Here is a 17,896-nt window from a genome sequence, read left to right as displayed (position 1 = left end):
TTCGAGTCGACTTCATTATGTCTGCACACGATGCAAAACTCCAAATCCTCGCCAGCGCTAAAGAGTTGCTGACCCTGATTGTCATGCTGCTTATCGCACCACTCGCCCTGTATATTGACCTCGCGATTCTACACAATGACATCGGCGAGCTCTCCGTCACCGAGCTCACTCAGGAAACATTAGTCGCTTTTGCCGCGCTGCTGTTTGCGCTGGCAGCCAAACGCACGCCACCAGCACGCGGTTTTTATCTGCTGGCGGCGGGCTTCTTCAGCTGCGTACTGATCCGCGAGCTCGACCAGCTGTTTGATCACGTCTATCACGGTTTCTGGCTGATTCCGGCTCTGCTGACGGCCATGCTGTGTATCGGGTACGCATGCCTGTACTGCAACGACTCCATCTGGATTCCGCTGGCTGCCTTTACAAAGCAAAGAGAGTATGTGTATATGGTCGGCGGATTACTCATGGTGCTGGTCTTCAGCCGCGTGTTCGGAAGCGGACGACTGTTGTGGGAGCACATCATGGGTCAGGACTACAATTTTGTATTCAAGAGTGCCTTGCAGGAAGGACTCGAGCTGCTGGGGTACACCTGGATGAGTTACGCCGCCTATTGCCAGTGCTGGCGCCCCCAAACCCACACCGACGAAATTCAATCTTCTCTGACAAGGCTGGTAGACGTTTAAAATAGACTCTGTTGCCCCCACTTCAGTGATTCTGTTGTAAAAAGTGATATCAACCATGAGCTTAGCTATCTGTCAATCGATTGCCAAAGAGCTGAACGTTCGCTCAGAGCAAGTCATCGCCGCCGTCAAACTGATTGACGACGGCAACACCGTTCCGTTTATCGCCCGTTACCGTAAAGAGGTCACCGGCGGTCTGGACGATACCCAGCTGCGTACGCTGGACAGCCGCCTCGCGTACCTGCGCGAAATGGATGACCGCCGCCAGACCATTATCAAATCCATTCAGGATCAGGGCAAACTGACTCCTGAACTGGAACAAGCGATTCAGGACGCCGACAGCAAAACCCGTCTGGAAGATCTGTATCTGCCATACAAACCTAAGCGTCGCACCAAAGGCCAAATCGCGATTGAAGCGGGTCTGGAACCGCTGGCAGATAAACTGTGGACGCAGCCGGATACCGATCCGGAGCGTGAAGCAGAACGCTACATTGCCGCTGACAAAGGCATCGACGACAGCAAAGCGGCGCTGGACGGCGCACGTGCCATCATTATGGAACGCATCGCCGAAGATGCGAACTTGCTGGAAAAAATCCGTCAGCACCTGACGCGTAACGCCGAAATCGTCTCTCGCGTGGTGGAAGGGAAAGAGCGTGACGGCGAGAAATTCAAAGATTACTTTGACCACCGCGAGCCCATCAGCAAAGTGCCGTCGCACCGTGCGTTGGCCATGCTACGTGGCCGCAACGAAGGCTTCCTGACCCTGACGCTCAACGCCGATCCGGAATTGGAAGAGACCGCGCGTCAGTCGTACTGCGAAACCCTGATTGCCGAACATTACGGCATTCACCTCAGCCAAGCGGCAGCCGACGCGTGGCGCAAACAGGTGATCAGTTGGTCATGGCGCATCAAGGTTTCGATGCACATGGAAACCGAACTGATGAGCGCGATGAAAGAGCGCGCCGAAATCGATGCTATCGACGTGTTCGCCACCAACCTGAAAGATTTGCTGATGGCAGCCCCGGCAGGCCCGCGCGCAACCCTTGGCCTCGATCCGGGCCTGCGTACTGGGTGTAAAGTGGCGGTAGTGGATGCCACCGGTAAAGTGCTGGCGACTGACACCATTTACCCGCACCAACCGCACAATCAATACGACCGCGCGATGGCGAGCGTGGCAGCGCTGGTGAAGCAACACCATGTTGATCTGATTGCGATCGGTAACGGCACCGCATCGCGTGAAACCGACGCTTTTGCTGCTGACCTCATCAAGCGCGGCAACCTCAAAGTGCAGAAAATCACGGTGAGCGAAGCCGGCGCTTCGGTGTACTCAGCGTCCGAACTGGCTGCCAAAGAGTTCCCGAATCTGGATGTTTCCCTGCGCGGCGCAGTGTCCATTGCCCGTCGCCTGCAAGACCCGCTGGCAGAGCTGGTGAAAATCGATCCGAAATCCATCGGGGTCGGCCAATATCAACACGACGTCAGCCAGTCGATGCTGGCCAAGCGTCTTGATGCCGTGGTGGAAGACTGTGTAAACGCCGTGGGCGTGGATGTCAACACTGCCTCTCCGGCGCTGCTCACGCGCGTCGCGGGCCTGTCGAGCACGCTGGCGCAGAATATCGTGGACTACCGCGATGAAAACGGCCGCTTTGATTCGCGCAGTGCACTGAAAAAAGTGCCGCGTCTGGGGCCAAAGGCCTTTGAACAGTGTGCCGGCTTCCTGCGCATTATGGATGGCAAAAACCCGCTCGATGCCTCTGCGGTGCACCCGGAAGCGTATCCGGTAGTGAAAAACATCGCGGAGAAAAACCAAAAAGCGATCAAAGCGCTGATTGGGAACAGCGAGTTTCTGCGTAACCTGCGCGCGGTCGATTACACCGACGAACACTTCGGGGTGCCGACCGTGAGCGACATCATCAAAGAGCTCGACAAGCCGGGCCGTGACCCGCGCCCTGAGTTCAAAACCGCGACCTTTGCCGACGGCGTGAATGAAGTATCGGATCTCGAAATTGGCATGGTGCTGGAAGGCGTGGTGTCGAACGTGGCCAACTTCGGCGCATTTGTCGACATCGGCGTGCATCAGGACGGGTTAGTCCACATCTCTGCGCTGACCGATCGCTTTGTCTCCGACCCCCGCGAAGTGGTCAAAGCGGGCGACATCGTGAAAGTTAAGGTCATGGAAGTTGACGTGCAGCGTAAACGCATTGCGCTTACTATGCGCCTGAACGACGAACCGGGCCAGGAAAGCCGTCCGGCTCGCAGCAGCCAGCCGCGCCAAGAGCGTTCGCCGCGTAGGCGTGATGAACCGTCCAACGCTGGTGGCGCGATGAGCGGCGCCTTTGCCGCGGCCTTTGCCAAAGCGAAGAAATAAGCGCAATTGAGCTGAAAAAGAAAATCCCCAGTGGAATATTCCGCTGGGGATTTTTTCTGCGTGTCTCATCGCAAGCGATGACTACAAGACCGCAATCACTTCTGATGGCGTGTTCGGCGCTACAGCATGGCCGTAATGGAATTTGATTACGGTGCGCCGCTTGGCCATTTTGCCTTCAGTTATCGCAGCATCAATAACGCGTTTCGGCAGGCGAAACCGCATCGCATAACCTTTACCCTGCGAATGGCTGTAAGTCGACAAAGCCAGCAGATCGAACAATCGCTCCAGCTCACTTTTCGGCTCGTCATGCGGACGCACCGCCGTCTCGGTCTCCTGATCCAGCTCATAGCCGGGATGCTCAGACGGATCCCAGGACGACTGCTTACGCCGTTTGTCGTCGCCTTTGACCTTACGCTCCGCGTTGGGTTTGGTCAGCTCTACTGTCGGCATCACAGGCTCACGGACTCGGTTGTCACGCGCGGCCTGCTCTGTCGGCACGTTTACTGATGGGGCGATAAGTGGCACGCTGACATTTGTCGGTGACACGATCATAGCCGAAACCTCCTCAGTATCGCCCGGCCCGGTCGGCGCGTTCACGCGTCGGGGTTAGCTTATTTATCGACCAGTAGTGATAAACATTGAGTGATATTTATGTTAACGCGCGGAATTAAGCCAAAGGTTTAGTGTTGTCCGGCGAACGCCACCAGTTGCTGACAGAAAGTGTCAAACTCTGTCATGAACGGCGCATGGGAAGATTCGGTGAAAATATATTGCTGACTGTCTGGCACCACCTGAGCCAGATCGTGCGCCACTTTAACCGGCACCAACCCGTCAAGGCGACCATACAGGCGCAGCAGCGGCACCGAAATGTGCGGCAGTTGCTCACGCAAATCGACATTAGCCAACATTTGCAAGCCCGCCAGCAAAGAGTGTGGGTTCGGGCTGGGACGCGACAACACCGCCCGCTTGAGAGTTTTGACGTCCTGACGCGCGGATGGGCTGCCCATTGCCTGCAACGCCATAAAGCGCTCAATCGTGGTTTGAAAATCGTCCACCAGTTGATCGGTAAACGCACTCAGCACCTGAGGCTGAATGCCACGCCACGGACGCTCGGCAGCAAATTTCGGTGATGAGGCGACCGTGACTAACTTGGCAACATACTCGCTGTGGTGCAGCGCCATATGCGTCGCCACCAGCCCACCCAGTGACCAACCGACCCAAATCGCCTGCTTCGGAGCACGTTCCGTCAAACGTTGAGCAATGGCTTCGAGAGAATCCGCATGCTGATCGGCGCTGTGTCCGTAGCCGGGCAAATCGACCACATGCACGCGAAAATGCGCAGCTAGTACCTCGGCGGTTTGCTGCCACACCGCGCCATTCATCCCCCAGCCGTGCACCAACACCAAATCCGGACCGCTGCCGTTTACCTGCCAATACAACTCCGCTGCCATCGTCACATGTTCTCCTACTTATTCCATGCACACCGTGCTTGAGCCTGTCGCGATGATAGCGCCATGCCCTTTAGTTTTAGTCTGTTATGTTAACCAATCGACTTCAAAAAACCATGTTTTCGTGGCTGAGACCGTCGTGTCAGCTGTGCGGTTTGCCCCTTGAATCGCATAGCACGCATAGCTTGTGTGGCGCATGCCTCGACTGGTACGCACCAACCACGCGTTGCGTTCGCTGCGGCCTGCCTTGTGAAACCGCCACCGAACAGTGTGGCCAATGCCTGACATCGCCGCCGCCGTGGCACAAGCTCTATTGTTTGGGCGATTACCGTTTTCCACTCAGTCAGAGCGTGCATCAGCTCAAATATCAGCGCCAGTTCTGGCAAGCGCAGCCGCTGGCCGGATTGTTAGCACCACGAATAGTATCGCCCGCCCCACTGGTGACCTGCGTACCGCTGCACTGGCGCCGCCATGCCTGGCGCGGTTTCAATCAAAGTGATGTTTTGGCACGTCAACTTGCGCAGCAACTCGGCAGCCAATACCAGCCTCGGCTGTTTTCCCGTCGCCTGGCTACCCCGCCGCAGCAAGGCCTGAACAAAGAGCAGCGCCGGCGGAATCTCAACCAAGCTTTTGTCTTAAACAGTGCGCCGAGCCACAGACATATCGCGATCGTTGATGATGTCGTCACCACAGGCAGTACGGTGCGACAATTATGCAATTTACTGCTTGATGTAGGCGTCGAAAGCCTTGATATTTACTGCATATGCCGCACTCCTGAACCGGGTGACTGACCCCAGCGTTAAAATGCGCTCACAAAAAAGGGCTGGATCCTCGGCTCGACAGGAGTAGAATGGTGACTAAATAGCCTACAATTTTACTCAGGTATTCGTCGTGTCAAATACTATTACTATTACCGAATCTGCCCAGTCTCACTTTGCTAAGCTGCTTGCTCAGCAACCAGAAGGCACTAACATTCGTGTGTTCGTGGTCAACCCGGGCACCCAAAATGCGGAATGTGGCGTGTCTTACTGCCCGCCTGAGGCTGTGGAAGCTACCGATACTGAAATCCCATACAGCGATTTTTCTGCGTATGTGGACGAACTGAGCCTGCCATTCCTGGAAGAAGCCGTGATCGACTTCGTAACAGACAAAATGGGCTCACAACTGACGCTAAAAGCACCGAACGCGAAAATGCGTAAAGTGTCGGATGACGCCTCACTGATGGAACGCGTGGAATACGCGATTCAGACTCAGGTTAACCCACAACTGGCAGGTCACGGCGGTCACGTCCAACTGCTGGAAATCTCGGACGACGGCGTTGCGCTGGTTCAGTTCGGCGGCGGCTGTAACGGCTGTTCAATGGTGGACGTAACACTGAAAGAAGGGATCGAAAAAGAGCTGCTGGCTCAGTTCGAAGGTGAACTGACTGCGGTGCGCGATTCCACCGAACACGATCGTGGTGAGCACTCTTACTACTGATACACCGACAACGAAAAGCTGATGCGTGCATCAGCTTTTTTATTTTCTGCGCCAGCACGTGTGGTCGCCTGTAAAGAGTGATATTTTCACTCGCAAGATTTTCTCATATAGTAAGAAAACTTTTGAATGCGAAGGAGTTAGCGTATGCCATCTAAATCATTACCGGAGATTTTGGCCCGTAGTACGGTTGCCAAGTCGAGACTGTTTGCCATTGAGGCTCTCGACCTCCGTTTTTCTAATGGTGAGCAACGCACCTACGAACGCATGAAACCCAGTGGCCGCAACGCCGTGATGATGGTACCAGTCACCGAGAGCGGCGATCTGCTGTTGGTGCGCGAATACGCCGCGGGCACTGAAAACTACGAACTCGGTTTTCCCAAAGGTTTGATTGACCCGGGAGAATCAGCTCAGGAAGCCGCCGTGCGCGAACTGAAAGAAGAGATTGGCTTTGGTGCGCATCGCTTAACCTACCTCAAAGAAGTGGTGTTGGCGCCGTCGTATTTTTCCAGCCGTATGACACTCTTCATCGCACAGGATCTATACTCAGAACAATTGGAAGGCGATGAACCTGAGCCACTCGAAGTGGTTCGCTGGCCCCTCGCTCAAGCCGAAGAGTTGCTGACTCACTTAGATTTTAGCGAAGCTCGCAGCATCACTGCACTACTGCTCGCTCTGCGCCATTTGCAATCCTGACCAGCAGAGCTAAAGGAAAGAGTATGCCTACCGCCAAAGATCTGTCTCACCTGCTGCCCGATGTCATCAGCATCGCGCGTTCTGCCGGACAACTGATTCTCGATATTTACGAGAACAAATCCTACGAATCCTATACCAAAAGTGATGAAACCCCAGTCACCAGCGCCGATCTCGCAGCGCATAAACTGGTGGTGGAACGCCTGAGCGAACTGACACCGGACATTCCGGTGTTATCCGAAGAAGCGGCGAACATTAGCCTGACCACGCGGGAAACCTGGCAGCGCTATTGGCTGGTTGACCCCTTGGATGGCACGCAGGAGTTCATCGCCCGTAGCGGTGATTTCGCGACCATCATTGCGCTGGTGGAAAACAACCGACCAGTGATGGGCGTGGTGTATGGCCCGGTTTCCGGCGTCACTTACTACGCGTATTCCGGCAAAGGCGCATGGAAGATCCCGGATATGTCGGAAAGCCTGCGCATCGAGACCCACAAACATGAACTGCCGGGACAGTCGATCGCGATTGCCATCAGCCGCCGTCAGGACATTAACCGCATTACCAACCGGTTAAGCAGTCAATGGAACTACGAATTGGTGCCACTCGGCTCTGCAGCACTCAAAGCGTGCCTGGTCGCAGAAGGGGCGGTCGATTGCTACCTGCGTCTGGGGCCGACTGGCGAGTGGGACACCGCCGCAACCCAGTGTATTGTAGAAGAAGCCGGCGGGCGCATTCTTAGTACTCAGTTAGAACCGCTGTCGTACAACGAGCGGGATACGCTGGAGAACCCAAACTTTATTGTGCTGGGTGACGCTGACCTGCCATGGGATAAGATTCTCAAGGTTAAAGATTAAAAAAGGGCGAGATAATCTCGCCCTTTTCTTTACAGCTGACCCTGACGGGAAAATTGAAAACGTCCTTGTCCATCCGGACGTGGCAGATATTTAAGCTGCTCAGCCATAGAGTTGGGAAATTCTGCGCCGGGTTTAAACCAGGCCTGAGCAGTAAAGCGGCGATTGGCATTAATCTGTGCGCTGAATTCACTGCTCACCTGGCCACTCTGCTGACCACCTTTGACGTTCAATACGTTGTCTTCACATCCCACTTCGGCCATGACCGGCCCAAGCTGTAAATCGCCAAGCGGTGACTGAATGGCACTCTGAGCCCACACCAGATTGCCACTGGCCGCACGACACCAAGGCGCTCCATAGCGATAATCACGCAGTGTCAGCTCGACCTGTCCCATAGCATTGATAGGCAGTGGCAGATGCAGCGACTGCACCACTTTTTCTGCAGGCGCAGACACCACCATATCCTCGGCAAACGGGCCGGAAAAAGTGTAACCCACCATGCCTTTGCCGCGCACATCCAGATCACTGCCGCGTCCAAAACGCACCGCGACTTTGGCTTCGGCGCTGAGCAGTGAGGACCACTGCAAATGCCAGTTCAACGCACCGAGATTGCTGTGCTGCCAGCGCACCTGACTGGCACTTCCCTGCCACCAACTGCCCTGCACACCTTGCAGCTCAAGCCCCGACGGCAATGGCACCGACTTAAGCACCACGCTAGCCGGTAAATGGACAATCGCACTGACCGCAAACACCACCACAAACAGGGCGACATAACCTAACTTGTGTTTCATCACACTCCCCGTTTCAACTGCAGACGTTTCACTTCTACCACGCCCGGCACTTTACCGCGGTCGAGATCCATAAATTCGACATCCACACCCTGTTTCTCTTTGAGGTACGCAATCCACGAGACCAGTTGTGAGAAGGGCAGTGGCTGAATCCACACTTGCATCATCTCGCCTCGAGGCTGCACGCGGATCAGCTCAATATTAAACTGACGCGTCGAGCTGGAAATAACCTGATTAAGCGGTTGAGCCGTGCCCACCACACCTCCCTGCCGACGCAGTGTGACGATATCGTCAGCGGTGGACTGCACCCATTGCAGAAGCTGCTGCTCCGAGACAATACGCGCTCTCGCCGCGTCACTGCGTTGTTGCAGCGGCTGCAGCACACCCCAGTAGAGAATGCCCAGCAGCAGCAAACCGCCGCACACCAGCACCAGACGCTGCTCACGCTGGCTGATACTGCTCCACCAAGTGTGGAGTGAGGTTTGTAACGGGTTGAGTAAATTCTTCATGCTCTGCCCCTATTTGCGTTTGAGGACATACGACCCCACCACTAATTCGCCATTTTTGCTCAGTTGCCCTTGCTCAACCGCAAAGTTCTCTTCGAACTTCACCCGTGCTTGCTCAAAGGTCTGGAAATCTTTACTGGTTGCTTCCAGGCGCACTTCGCCGCGATCGCCATCAAAACGCAGGCTCTGCACCTGCAGCGCGCTGATACTGCGCAGGGTATCGGGCAACTTGCTCAGCCAGCCCAACACATGCTCACCGCTGCTGCCTCCGGATAACATCGCCAGTTCATCGCTCATTTGGCGTTTTAAATAGCTGACGGTCGGAATGCGCTGCTTATCAGGGAAAATGGCTCGGAAAATGCGTTCACTTTCCGCACGGTAAGTCTGTGCGGTCGTTTCATATTGATAAGCTTCAACCAGGCGATATCCCATCGATACCACCAGCAGTAACCCGGCGGCAATGGCCGCTTTGCGCCACACCAGCCAGTATTTAGACCAGGAAGATTTCGGCGTGAATTCTCCAGTCAGCAAGGTCATTTTGCTGCGCAATGCTTCCTGTGTCAGGACCTGCATCACCAGCTCAGAAGGCTCGCTGCGCCAATCCTGACCTTCTGCCAGCGTGAGCTCAGGTAGCGGCGTGTAGGCCGTTAACGGCAGCCAGGCATCACCATCACGCACCCAATCCGACTGACTGAACAGCGGCAACCATTGAGCTTCCACGCTCAGGCCTGAAAACTCACCCTTACGCACCAGCCATTCATCGCCCAGTTGCACCGCAGCCATGCCTTCGGCCTGTGGCAGCGCGAGTACATCCGGCAGGACGCGTTTCACATCAAACTGGAGGGCTTTCAGTGTGTCGAGGCACGATTGCAACCATTGGCGATCTACCCCGGCAACCGAGGCCACGCCACCACTTTTGTTCAATACGCTGAAATGCAGCTCATCGACATCCTGCGCAATCTCATCTTCCACCAAATACGGCAGCATTGATTCCAGTTGTCGGCTGGCGCCCGATGGAATATCGACTTGCGTCAGTACCACATCACTGGCCGCTAACAACAGCAACGTCGAGCGCTGAGCCGCATACGGGGTCAGTTCTTCCAACTGATCCAAACCAGCCACTTCTCCGCTGGCGATCACCGCCTGCTGCTGAGGCGACCACACCAACCAGGGAATGGTGGCATCTTGTTGACTACTCAGCCGAACGGTCAGAAACTCGCTCACTGATTCCTCCAAAGCGACGGCGTATCACCGTTGCAGTTTCTTGTTCATTACTATAAAACAGGCTCCGGACACGCACGCGGGACTCGTCCACTTTCACCTGCGCATCCAGTTCAAAATATTGGCTATCTACAGCCAGATACGCTTTGGCTTCATCACGTATTGCGCTGTCCACCGCGGCTATCTGGGCTTCCGCCAGAAAGTTATCGACACTGCTCCAACCATCAAACGGTCGGTTTTCCAATACCGTTTTGGCATTGGCGTCGCTCAGCGCCGGGCTGAACATCGCGGCCAGCAGTTTGGCCTGATCCGGTGCCAGTGTATTGATGTTGAGCCGCCAGTCATCGACTGGCAACGCACACACATACGGCAATAATTTCTGCATCACATCGCCACTGACCTGATTGACTGCCCGCAGCTCGCTGGCATCGGCCAGCAGCGAGTTGGCCGCCAGATACGCGGGCGACATCGACTCGTAGTAACTGTCTTCAACCCCGCTCGACGCATTGACGCTGTCGTTGCTGTCGATGTAATCCCAGGTCGAATCGGCAATGGTTTCAGCCTGGTAATTATCGATGTCGAGATCATCGAGCAATGCGCGCCACACGCGATAAACATAAGGCTGGCTGGTGCCGGTATTGACGGCTTGTTCACTGGCAAACACATTGACGTTAAAACACGCCTGCTTGTCGGTAATGCTGCCCACCACTTCACCATAATCCAGCGGATAGCGGCGGTCTTTCTGCGCCCATGGCTGATTAAGACTCACCACATCGTTATCTTTCAGGCTCTGCTCAATCGCCGCTCTGGCCAGCGCTTCCACCCCGACGCTGTACCAGTATGCCTGTTGATAATTGAGCTGATGACCCGTGCGCTGGAACTGAGTAAACATACGTTGCGACATCGTTGCGGCGATGGAAACCATGATCGCGAGCAGCAGCAAAACGATAATCAGGGCAACACCACGCTGGTTACGAATCATTGTCATCTCCCAACTGACCACCCGTGGTCAGGTAGATGCGTTCAATCTGACCGTAATCTTTCAGTGTCAGCGTGACCGAAACAGCCTGCGGAATGGCGTTTTTGGCATCCCATTCATCCAGCCACTCCCCTTTGTGATAAAACTTCATAGACCAGGATTCAACCTGAGTCAGCAGCGGCATTACGACAGGCTCTTGGGCCACGGGCGTGTCGGCATAACGCCACCACAACCGTTCAAGCACGCCATCTTTTATACGATAGCCAACCTTAGCAACTTCGCCACGCGGAAACTGTTGCTGCGGGTTATGCCACCCCAGACGCACAAACAGCACGCCTTTGCTGTCAGAGTCGAGCAGATAATCACTCCACAGCAGCATTTTTTCGCCCGGCTCTTCGCCATTGGTTCGAAAGCGGCGCAGCGCCATCTGACGAAAATCGGCATCCATCATCACCACGGCACGTTGCAGCTCGCTCAGGCGGGCTTCGCGCTCAGCAGACAAACTGTTGCTGCGCTGCACCTGATTCAGCACCTGATACGCCGCAAGACTCAGACTGGCAAAAATGGCCATCGCCACCAGCACTTCAATCAGGGTGAAGCCGCGCAGGCGGCGCTGACGTCCAGCGTTATTTCGCCACATAACTTCTCACCGTGACCACCGGAGCGGATTTTTTCTCAGTCGCAACACTGACGTCAAACGCCGCCAGAATATCGTTACTGGTTTTCACTGGCGTGACTTTCCAGTACCAGGTGCGTCCTGCCAGTTGCTGCGTCCCTTCCCGCGCCTGTGGCGTGGTATTCGCCAGCATGACATTGGCCATTTGATTATCCACCACCATCGCCGCAAAGGTTTTCTCTTCCAGATAGCTGATGGTATTGATGTGCTGGCTCACGGCGCGCATGACACTGATGGCCGCGGTGGCAAAAATGGCCAGTGCGACCAGCACTTCCAGCAGAGTAAACCCTCGCTTAGCGCTTCGCATTGTGCTCTCCCGGCGCCAGCAGGCGAATTTCACCATTATCCTGCACACGCACCTGCCACCCTTTCTCCGGGTTATCCCCGGTTGCGAAGACATCAAGCGTAAACGGGGTCAGCTCACCGCTGGACAGAATAAACACCTGCGGCGGACGCACTTTCTTCTCGTCTTCCTTCGCGGTAAACATCTCTTCATCAAACAGCGAGCCGGGTTTGAACAGTCGATCTTTGTCCTGCCAGACATCGCCGCCTGGCAAAAACTGCATCGCCAGACCCTCTTTCAGCGCTAACATCGAAGCAAAACCGGACTTATTCAGCCGCTGCCAGCCTTTCTCATTCAGACTGAGAAAATGCAGTTGGTGCGTTTTTTCATCCACGCGCAGGCCATAATCAAGCCCGCTGAGGATCGCTTCTTCATTCAGCAGTTGCAGACGCTGATAAAGGCTTTCCGCGACTTCTTTGGCGTCGTCGTTCTGTTTCGAAGGCAACGTGGCAATCACCGCCACGGCACTCATTGACAACAGCACCAGCACCAGCAGAATTTCCAGCAGGGTAAACCCGCGTTTGCACTTCATCACACCGTCGCAACTCGTCATACATCACCGGGCGGCAGAACCGCCCTACCGACCTTATTGGAAATCCTGCAGGTTCCAGTTACCGATATCGGTACTGGTACCTTCACCGCCTTCCTGACCATCCGCACCCAGCGTAAAGACGTCAATCGTGCCTTTATCACCCGGGCTCAGGTATTGGTAATCGTTGCCCCAAGGATCTTTTGGCAGACGCTTAATGTAGCCCCCGGCACGGTAGTTGCGCGGCTCGGGACTGGATGGTTTGTTGACCAGCGCGTCAAGCCCTTGGTCGGTGGTTGGGTAAACGTTGTTGTCCAGCTTGTACATATCGAGTGCATTTTCCAGTGCCACGATGTCCGTAATCGCTTTCTGTTGGTCCGCTTTTTCTTTGTTACCTAACAGATTAGGAACAACGAAGCTGGCCAGAATACCCAGAATCACCACCACGACCATCACTTCCAGCAAGGTAAAACCAGACTGTTTGTTTACTTTTTTGTTCATAAAGACTCCATGTTAAACAAGGCGAAGTTGAGCCGACTCAGCGGCTCATCAAGTTATTCATTTCAAGAATAGGCATCAGCGTTGCCATGACGATAAACAGCACCAGACCTGCCATCAGCGCGATCAGTGCCGGAGTGAAAATCCCCAGCGCAATATTGACCGTGGATTCAAAGTTGGTGTCCTGGTTATCGGCCGCGCGCGTGAGCATGCTTTCCAACTCACCACTCTGCTCGCCACTGGCGATCATGTGCAGCATCATCGGGGGAAACAGTTTGGTCTGATCGAGCGCTTTACGCAGGCTCGAACCTTCACGCACGTTCTCAGCCGCCGCCAGCACTTGCTGTTTGACGTACTGATTGGTCATGACATCGACCGCCACGCGCATACCATCGAGAATAGGAATGGCACTGGAGGTACAGATGGACAGCGTGCGCGCAAAACGCGAGGTGTTCAGGCCGCGGGCAATTTTGCCGATCACCGGCATGTGAATCACTCGGCGATCCCAGTTCAGGCGCACATCCGGCTTACGCAGCAGCCAGCGGCACAGGTAGACCACCAGCATCAGCACAATCACCAACTGGATACCCCAATGCTGCACAAAATCACTGGCCGAGAGCAGAAACTGAGTCGATTTCGGCAGTTCCTGCCCCATCTGAATAAACTGGCCGACAATTTTCGGGACCACTGCGGCCAGCAGAAACGCCACGATACAGACTGCAAATACCACCAGTACAATCGGATACAGCATTGCCTGTAGCAATTTGGAACGCAGTTTCTGACGGTTTTCTGCATAATCCGCCAGACGCTCCAGCACCGAATCAAGATGACCGGATTTTTCCCCGGCAGCCACCATGGAGCGAAACAGCTCATCAAACACCTGCGGGTAATCCGCCATACTGTCTGCCAGCGTATAACCTTCGGTGACTTTGGAGCGTACCGCCGCCAGCATGTTGCGAATACGTGGTTTCTCAGACTGCTCGGACACCGCGCGCAGACACTCTTCCAGCGGCATACCGGACTGTACCAGCGTTGAAAGCTGACGCGTCAGCAGCGCCAGATCCGGCGTGCTGATACCACGACGGGAGAAACCGAGACTGGCACTCTGCGCCTTAGCCGCTTTGGCTTTGGTTTCGACGACCTCGACCGGCACCAGCCCCTGCTCTTTGAGACGCAGGCGCACCTGACGCGCATTGTCGCCTTCCAAGACACCTTTTTTCTGTTTGCCACGAGCATCCAGCGCTTTGTATTCAAACGCGGCCATCAGGACTCCTTGGTCACGCGCATCACTTCTTCAAGCGAGGTCACGCCCAGACGCACTTTTTCCAGACCATCGTCGCGAATGCTTGGTGTGGTTTCACGCACCAGCTTTTCAATCGCCTGTTCACCCGCTTCGGCGTGAATCAGCGCCTGAACTTCATCCGTCACCAGCACCAATTCATGGATCCCGGTCCGGCCACGATAGCCTTTGAAGTTACATTTCTCGCAGCCATGCGCTTTGTATAAGATCAGCTCATCTTTTTTCTTCAAATCGAACAACTTACGCTGCTCTTTATCCGCTTCATACGGCACTTTACAGTCCGGACACAGGGTACGTACCAGACGCTGAGCCAATACGCCCAGCAGCGATGAAGAAATCAGAAATGGTTCAATGCCCATATCGCGCAGACGCGTCACCGCGCCAATCGCAGTATTGGTGTGCAGCGTTGACATCACCAGGTGACCAGTCAGCGACGCCTGTACGGCAATCTGCGCAGTCTCCAGGTCGCGAATCTCCCCCACCATCACCACATCCGGGTCCTGGCGCAAGATAGCGCGCAACCCGCGGGCAAAGGTCATGTCCACTTTCGGGTTAACCTGAGTCTGACCAATGCCGTCAATATCGAATTCGATCGGATCTTCGACGGTCAGAATATTGCGCTCGTTGCTGTTGAGCTCCTGCAAACCAGCATACAGCGTGGTCGATTTACCCGAACCCGTCGGGCCGGTAACCAGCAAAATGCCGTGCGGGCGTTCAATCAGATGGCGGAAGTTGTCGTGGTTACGCTCGGTCATTCCCAAACTGTGCAGATCCAGACGGGTCGCGTTTTTGTCGAGCAGACGCATAACCACCCGTTCGCCATGGGATGAGGGCATGGTTGACACCCGCACATCCACCGAACGACCACCAATGCGCAGCGAAATCCGGCCATCCTGTGGGACTCGTTTTTCTGCAATATCGAGCTTAGCCATGACTTTGACCCGCGACACCAGCAGCGGCGAGAGCTTGCGGCTCGGCGACAACACTTCACGCAGTACACCGTCGACACGAAAACGAATCGACAACGCTTTCTCAAACGTCTCGATATGAATATCGGATGCGCCTTCTTTGATCGCTTCGCCGAGCATGGCGTTAATCAGTTTAATGATGGGCGCATCGTCTTCCGATTCGAGCAGGTCTTCGTTTTGTGGCAATTCTTCCACAATCGAGAAGAAATCATCGCTGTCGGCACCGATGTCTTCCATTAACTGACGGGCTTCCGACGAATCACGCTGGTACACCTGAGTCAGTTTGCTTTCAAACTCGTTCGCTGGCAGCTCGACTAAGGTCAGGCTGCCTTTGACCACGCGGCGGACCTCAGCCAGCGGCGCCATCGACATCGGAGCCACGTAATAGACCGTCGGCGCCTCTAGGCCATCGTGCCATTCCAGCACAATCTTGTAGCGGTTCGCGAAGCTAAACGGCAAACGGCGAACCAGATTACGGGCCACTTGCGCTGCTACCACTTCCGTCATTGCTTCTCGTCCATTTGTTCAATAAATGCCTGAATTTCAGGTTGATGCAGGCGATCCTGACCATATTTCGGCAGCACCGGAATGTTGCTGTCTTCCATCAGTTTCAAGCCTTTATCCGCTTTAAACAGTTGTTCAGCGCGAATGTAGTTGTATTTACGCTGCGTAATACCATCGGCGGTTACGCCGTTGCGGATGATGGTTGGCTTGATAAAGACCATCAGGTTTTTCTTCTCAACCTGAGTACTGGTTGAGGTGAACAGATGGCCCAGAATCGGAATGTCGCCCAGCAGTGGCACTTTGGATTCGCTTTCAGCCGTACGCTCATCAATCAAGCCACCCAGCACCAGCATCTGACCATCCTGTACCATGACAGAAGTATTGAGCTGACGTTTGGCAAAACGCACATCGACCGCGCCATTCGCACCCAGTACGTTGGAAACTTCCTGTTCAATCGACAGCTGTACGGAATCGCCTTCGTTGATTTGTGGTACCACTTTGAGTTTGATACCGACCTCTTTACGATCCACCGTCTGGAACGGATTATCGTTATTTGAGCTCGATGTTGAGCCGGTAATCACTGGCACTTCTTCACCGACGATGAACGACGCTTCGCCGTTATCCATCACGGTGATGCTTGGCGATGACAGGATGTTGGTGTTGGAGTTGGTCGATACCGCGCTGATCAGTGCGGTCCAGTCGCCCATCAGCACGCTGACCGCAGCACCATTGATGCCGGAGAGTGCTGACGCGAGGCTGGTGTAATCACCCGATTCGGTACTGGTATAAGGACGACGGTTGCCGCTTGAGTCATAGTAGTACTCGGTCGTGGTCTGATCTTTGGCTTCTTCCAGACCGACCATCACATTACCGATCGAAGCGCCGCTGTTGCTGAACTGAACCACAGAGCCGCTTTCCAAAGAGCCCCACTGTACGCCGAGGTTAATACCGTCCGCTTCCGACATTTCGACGATCAGCGCTTCAATTAAGACCTGAGCACGACGAATATCCAGTTGTGCAACCACATCAAGAATCGCGTTCATGATGTCCTGCGGCGCCGTGATCACCAATGAGTTGGTTTCCGCATGCGCAGCAATCATCACGTCATTACGCTGGCCGCCACCGGACGCTGTGGCGCCCTTCTGGCCATTTTGCTTATCGGCCTGCAGGTTATCCGACACGCCTTTGAGCACATCGACCAAGTCTTCCGCTTTGGCGTATTTGAGGTACACCACGCGGTTGTTGCCTTTAGTGGCCATCTCAACATCCAGCTGTCTGATCAGACGTTTGAGACGTTCACGCACTTTCGGGTCACCAGAAATCAGAATTGAATTGGTTCGCTCGTCGGCGACGAATTTCGGCTGCAGGAATTCCGGCGTATTTTTCGCGTCGTTGGCCTTATTGAGCGCTTCAACGATACGCACCATTTCAGACGCCGACGCATTTTTAAGCTCAACCACTTCGATGTCTTTATCACCAGCCTGATCGACACGACGAATAATGTCCGCCAGACGGTTAACCACCGCCGCGCGGCCAGTGATCAGAATGATGTTAGCCGGGTCGTAATGCACCACGTTACCCGCGCCTGCGTTATCAATCAGCTGACGCAGCAGCGGCGAGAGTTCACGCACTGATACGTTTTTGACCGCCACTACCTGAGTGATGACGTTATCGCCGTTGGCGCGATCATTATCGCCCAGAACCGGAATGGCGGACGTTTTGGCATCCTTCGCCTTGATGACTTTCAGCACGCCGTTGTCCATTTCAACCACCGCGAAGCCGTACACTTCGAGAACATTGAGGAAAAAGCTGTAGTACTGCTTTTCATTCAACGTATCGTAGCTACGAACATCCACTTTGCCTCGTACAGAAGGGTCAACAATAATGGTTTTCTCGAGGTTGCGGCCGACAATGTTGATGAATTCCTGAATATCCGTGCCTTTAAAGCTGGCGCTGAATTCATTCGCCAGTGCTAACGGCGTTGCCAATAAACTTCCGGCTAACAGCCATGCACTTTTGTTAAGCCAATGCTTCACAGAATACTCCCTCAACGTTTGCTGACACTTTGATG

General features: G+C 54.6%; 19 protein-coding genes. 6 read left to right on the top strand and 13 right to left on the bottom strand.

Features of this window, described 5'->3' with window-relative positions; all coding sequences use genetic code 11:
• Window positions 1–17 precede the first annotated feature (17 nt).
• Window positions 18–680: a hypothetical protein gene (locus LGV68_RS15250; protein ID WP_047459239.1), complete on the top strand. Its 663-nt coding sequence runs from the start codon at window positions 18–20 to the stop codon at window positions 678–680.
• Between the two features lie 55 nt (window positions 681–735).
• Entirely contained in the window at window positions 736–3,045 is a 2,310-nt protein-coding gene (locus tag LGV68_RS15245) for a Tex family protein (RefSeq protein WP_061057133.1), read from the top strand.
• A gap of 81 nt (window positions 3,046–3,126) precedes the next feature.
• Here LGV68_RS15245 and LGV68_RS15240 read toward each other — a convergent pair whose 3' ends face one another.
• Window positions 3,127–3,597, bottom strand: coding sequence for an ATP-dependent Lon protease (locus tag LGV68_RS15240; protein WP_140229734.1), 471 nt, complete (start codon window positions 3,595–3,597; stop codon window positions 3,127–3,129).
• 128 nt (window positions 3,598–3,725) lie between these two features.
• Window positions 3,726–4,496, bottom strand: a complete 771-nt coding sequence (gene bioH, locus LGV68_RS15235; RefSeq protein ID WP_165880872.1) for a pimeloyl-ACP methyl ester esterase BioH — start codon at window positions 4,494–4,496, stop codon at window positions 3,726–3,728.
• An 86-nt stretch (window positions 4,497–4,582) separates the two neighbouring features.
• Here bioH and LGV68_RS15230 point away from each other — a divergent pair, with 86 nt between their 5' ends.
• The 4 genes from LGV68_RS15230 (at window position 4,583) to cysQ (ending at window position 7,516) form a co-directional block, all read left to right on the top strand.
• Window positions 4,583–5,284: a phosphoribosyltransferase family protein gene (locus tag LGV68_RS15230; RefSeq protein WP_252535646.1), complete on the top strand. Its 702-nt coding sequence runs from the start codon at window positions 4,583–4,585 to the stop codon at window positions 5,282–5,284.
• 100 nt (window positions 5,285–5,384) lie between these two features.
• Window positions 5,385–5,972: a Fe-S biogenesis protein NfuA gene (gene nfuA / locus LGV68_RS15225; RefSeq protein ID WP_024373335.1), complete on the top strand. Its 588-nt coding sequence runs from the start codon at window positions 5,385–5,387 to the stop codon at window positions 5,970–5,972.
• A 144-nt stretch (window positions 5,973–6,116) separates the two neighbouring features.
• Entirely contained in the window at window positions 6,117–6,665 is a 549-nt protein-coding gene (gene nudE / locus LGV68_RS15220; protein ID WP_222763002.1) for an ADP compounds hydrolase NudE, read from the top strand.
• Between the two features lie 23 nt (window positions 6,666–6,688).
• Window positions 6,689–7,516: a 3'(2'),5'-bisphosphate nucleotidase CysQ gene (gene cysQ / locus LGV68_RS15215; RefSeq protein WP_020429367.1), complete on the top strand. Its 828-nt coding sequence runs from the start codon at window positions 6,689–6,691 to the stop codon at window positions 7,514–7,516.
• Window positions 7,517–7,545: 29 nt separating this feature from the next.
• Here the strand turns inward: cysQ and LGV68_RS15210 are convergent, their stop codons facing one another.
• Genes LGV68_RS15210 through gspD form a run of 11 tightly spaced genes read right to left on the bottom strand, consistent with a single transcriptional unit; the run spans window position 7,546 to window position 17,861 of the window.
• Window positions 7,546–8,304, bottom strand: a complete 759-nt coding sequence (locus tag LGV68_RS15210) for a type II secretion system protein N (protein ID WP_143682658.1) — start codon at window positions 8,302–8,304, stop codon at window positions 7,546–7,548.
• Window positions 8,304–8,810 (bottom strand): type II secretion system protein M, encoded by a 507-nt coding sequence (locus LGV68_RS15205; protein ID WP_020329336.1) that lies wholly within the window; start codon window positions 8,808–8,810, stop codon window positions 8,304–8,306. The genes LGV68_RS15210 and LGV68_RS15205 overlap by 1 nt, the downstream gene beginning before the upstream one ends.
• A gap of 9 nt (window positions 8,811–8,819) precedes the next feature.
• A complete protein-coding gene (gene gspL / locus LGV68_RS15200) occupies window positions 8,820–10,031 on the bottom strand; it encodes a type II secretion system protein GspL (protein WP_100267570.1) in 1,212 nt (403 codons plus the stop codon).
• A complete protein-coding gene (gene gspK, locus LGV68_RS15195; RefSeq protein ID WP_020329333.1) occupies window positions 10,000–11,010 on the bottom strand; it encodes a type II secretion system minor pseudopilin GspK in 1,011 nt (336 codons plus the stop codon). The genes gspL and gspK overlap by 32 nt, the downstream gene beginning before the upstream one ends.
• The gene (gspJ, locus tag LGV68_RS15190) at window positions 11,000–11,647 is read right to left on the bottom strand and encodes a type II secretion system minor pseudopilin GspJ (RefSeq protein ID WP_252535645.1); all 648 of its coding nucleotides are present in this window, start codon (window positions 11,645–11,647) and stop codon (window positions 11,000–11,002) included. Before gspJ ends, gspK begins: the two co-directional genes overlap by 11 nt.
• Window positions 11,634–11,990, bottom strand: coding sequence for a type II secretion system minor pseudopilin GspI (gene gspI, locus LGV68_RS15185; RefSeq protein ID WP_044363322.1), 357 nt, complete (start codon window positions 11,988–11,990; stop codon window positions 11,634–11,636). Before gspI ends, gspJ begins: the two co-directional genes overlap by 14 nt.
• Window positions 11,977–12,558 (bottom strand): type II secretion system minor pseudopilin GspH, encoded by a 582-nt coding sequence (gene gspH, locus LGV68_RS15180; protein WP_055453015.1) that lies wholly within the window; start codon window positions 12,556–12,558, stop codon window positions 11,977–11,979. The genes gspI and gspH overlap by 14 nt, the downstream gene beginning before the upstream one ends.
• 54 nt (window positions 12,559–12,612) lie before the next feature.
• Window positions 12,613–13,056, bottom strand: coding sequence for a type II secretion system major pseudopilin GspG (gene gspG, locus LGV68_RS15175; protein ID WP_020329329.1), 444 nt, complete (start codon window positions 13,054–13,056; stop codon window positions 12,613–12,615).
• Window positions 13,057–13,093: 37 nt separating this feature from the next.
• Window positions 13,094–14,317, bottom strand: coding sequence for a type II secretion system inner membrane protein GspF (gspF, locus tag LGV68_RS15170; RefSeq protein ID WP_100267568.1), 1,224 nt, complete (start codon window positions 14,315–14,317; stop codon window positions 13,094–13,096).
• Window positions 14,317–15,828 (bottom strand): type II secretion system ATPase GspE, encoded by a 1,512-nt coding sequence (gene gspE / locus LGV68_RS15165; RefSeq protein ID WP_020429371.1) that lies wholly within the window; start codon window positions 15,826–15,828, stop codon window positions 14,317–14,319. The genes gspF and gspE overlap by 1 nt, the downstream gene beginning before the upstream one ends.
• On the bottom strand, window positions 15,825–17,861 hold the full coding sequence (gspD, locus tag LGV68_RS15160; protein WP_020329326.1) for a type II secretion system secretin GspD: 2,037 nt from the start codon (window positions 17,859–17,861) through the stop codon (window positions 15,825–15,827). Before gspD ends, gspE begins: the two co-directional genes overlap by 4 nt.
• Between the last annotated feature and the right edge of the window lie 35 nt (window positions 17,862–17,896).

The organism is Vibrio sp. LQ2 (assembly GCF_023920125.1).
GTDB classification, from domain to species: Bacteria; Pseudomonadota; Gammaproteobacteria; order Enterobacterales; family Vibrionaceae; genus Vibrio; species Vibrio fluvialis.
This window is presented reverse-complemented; position numbering and strand designations above follow the sequence as displayed.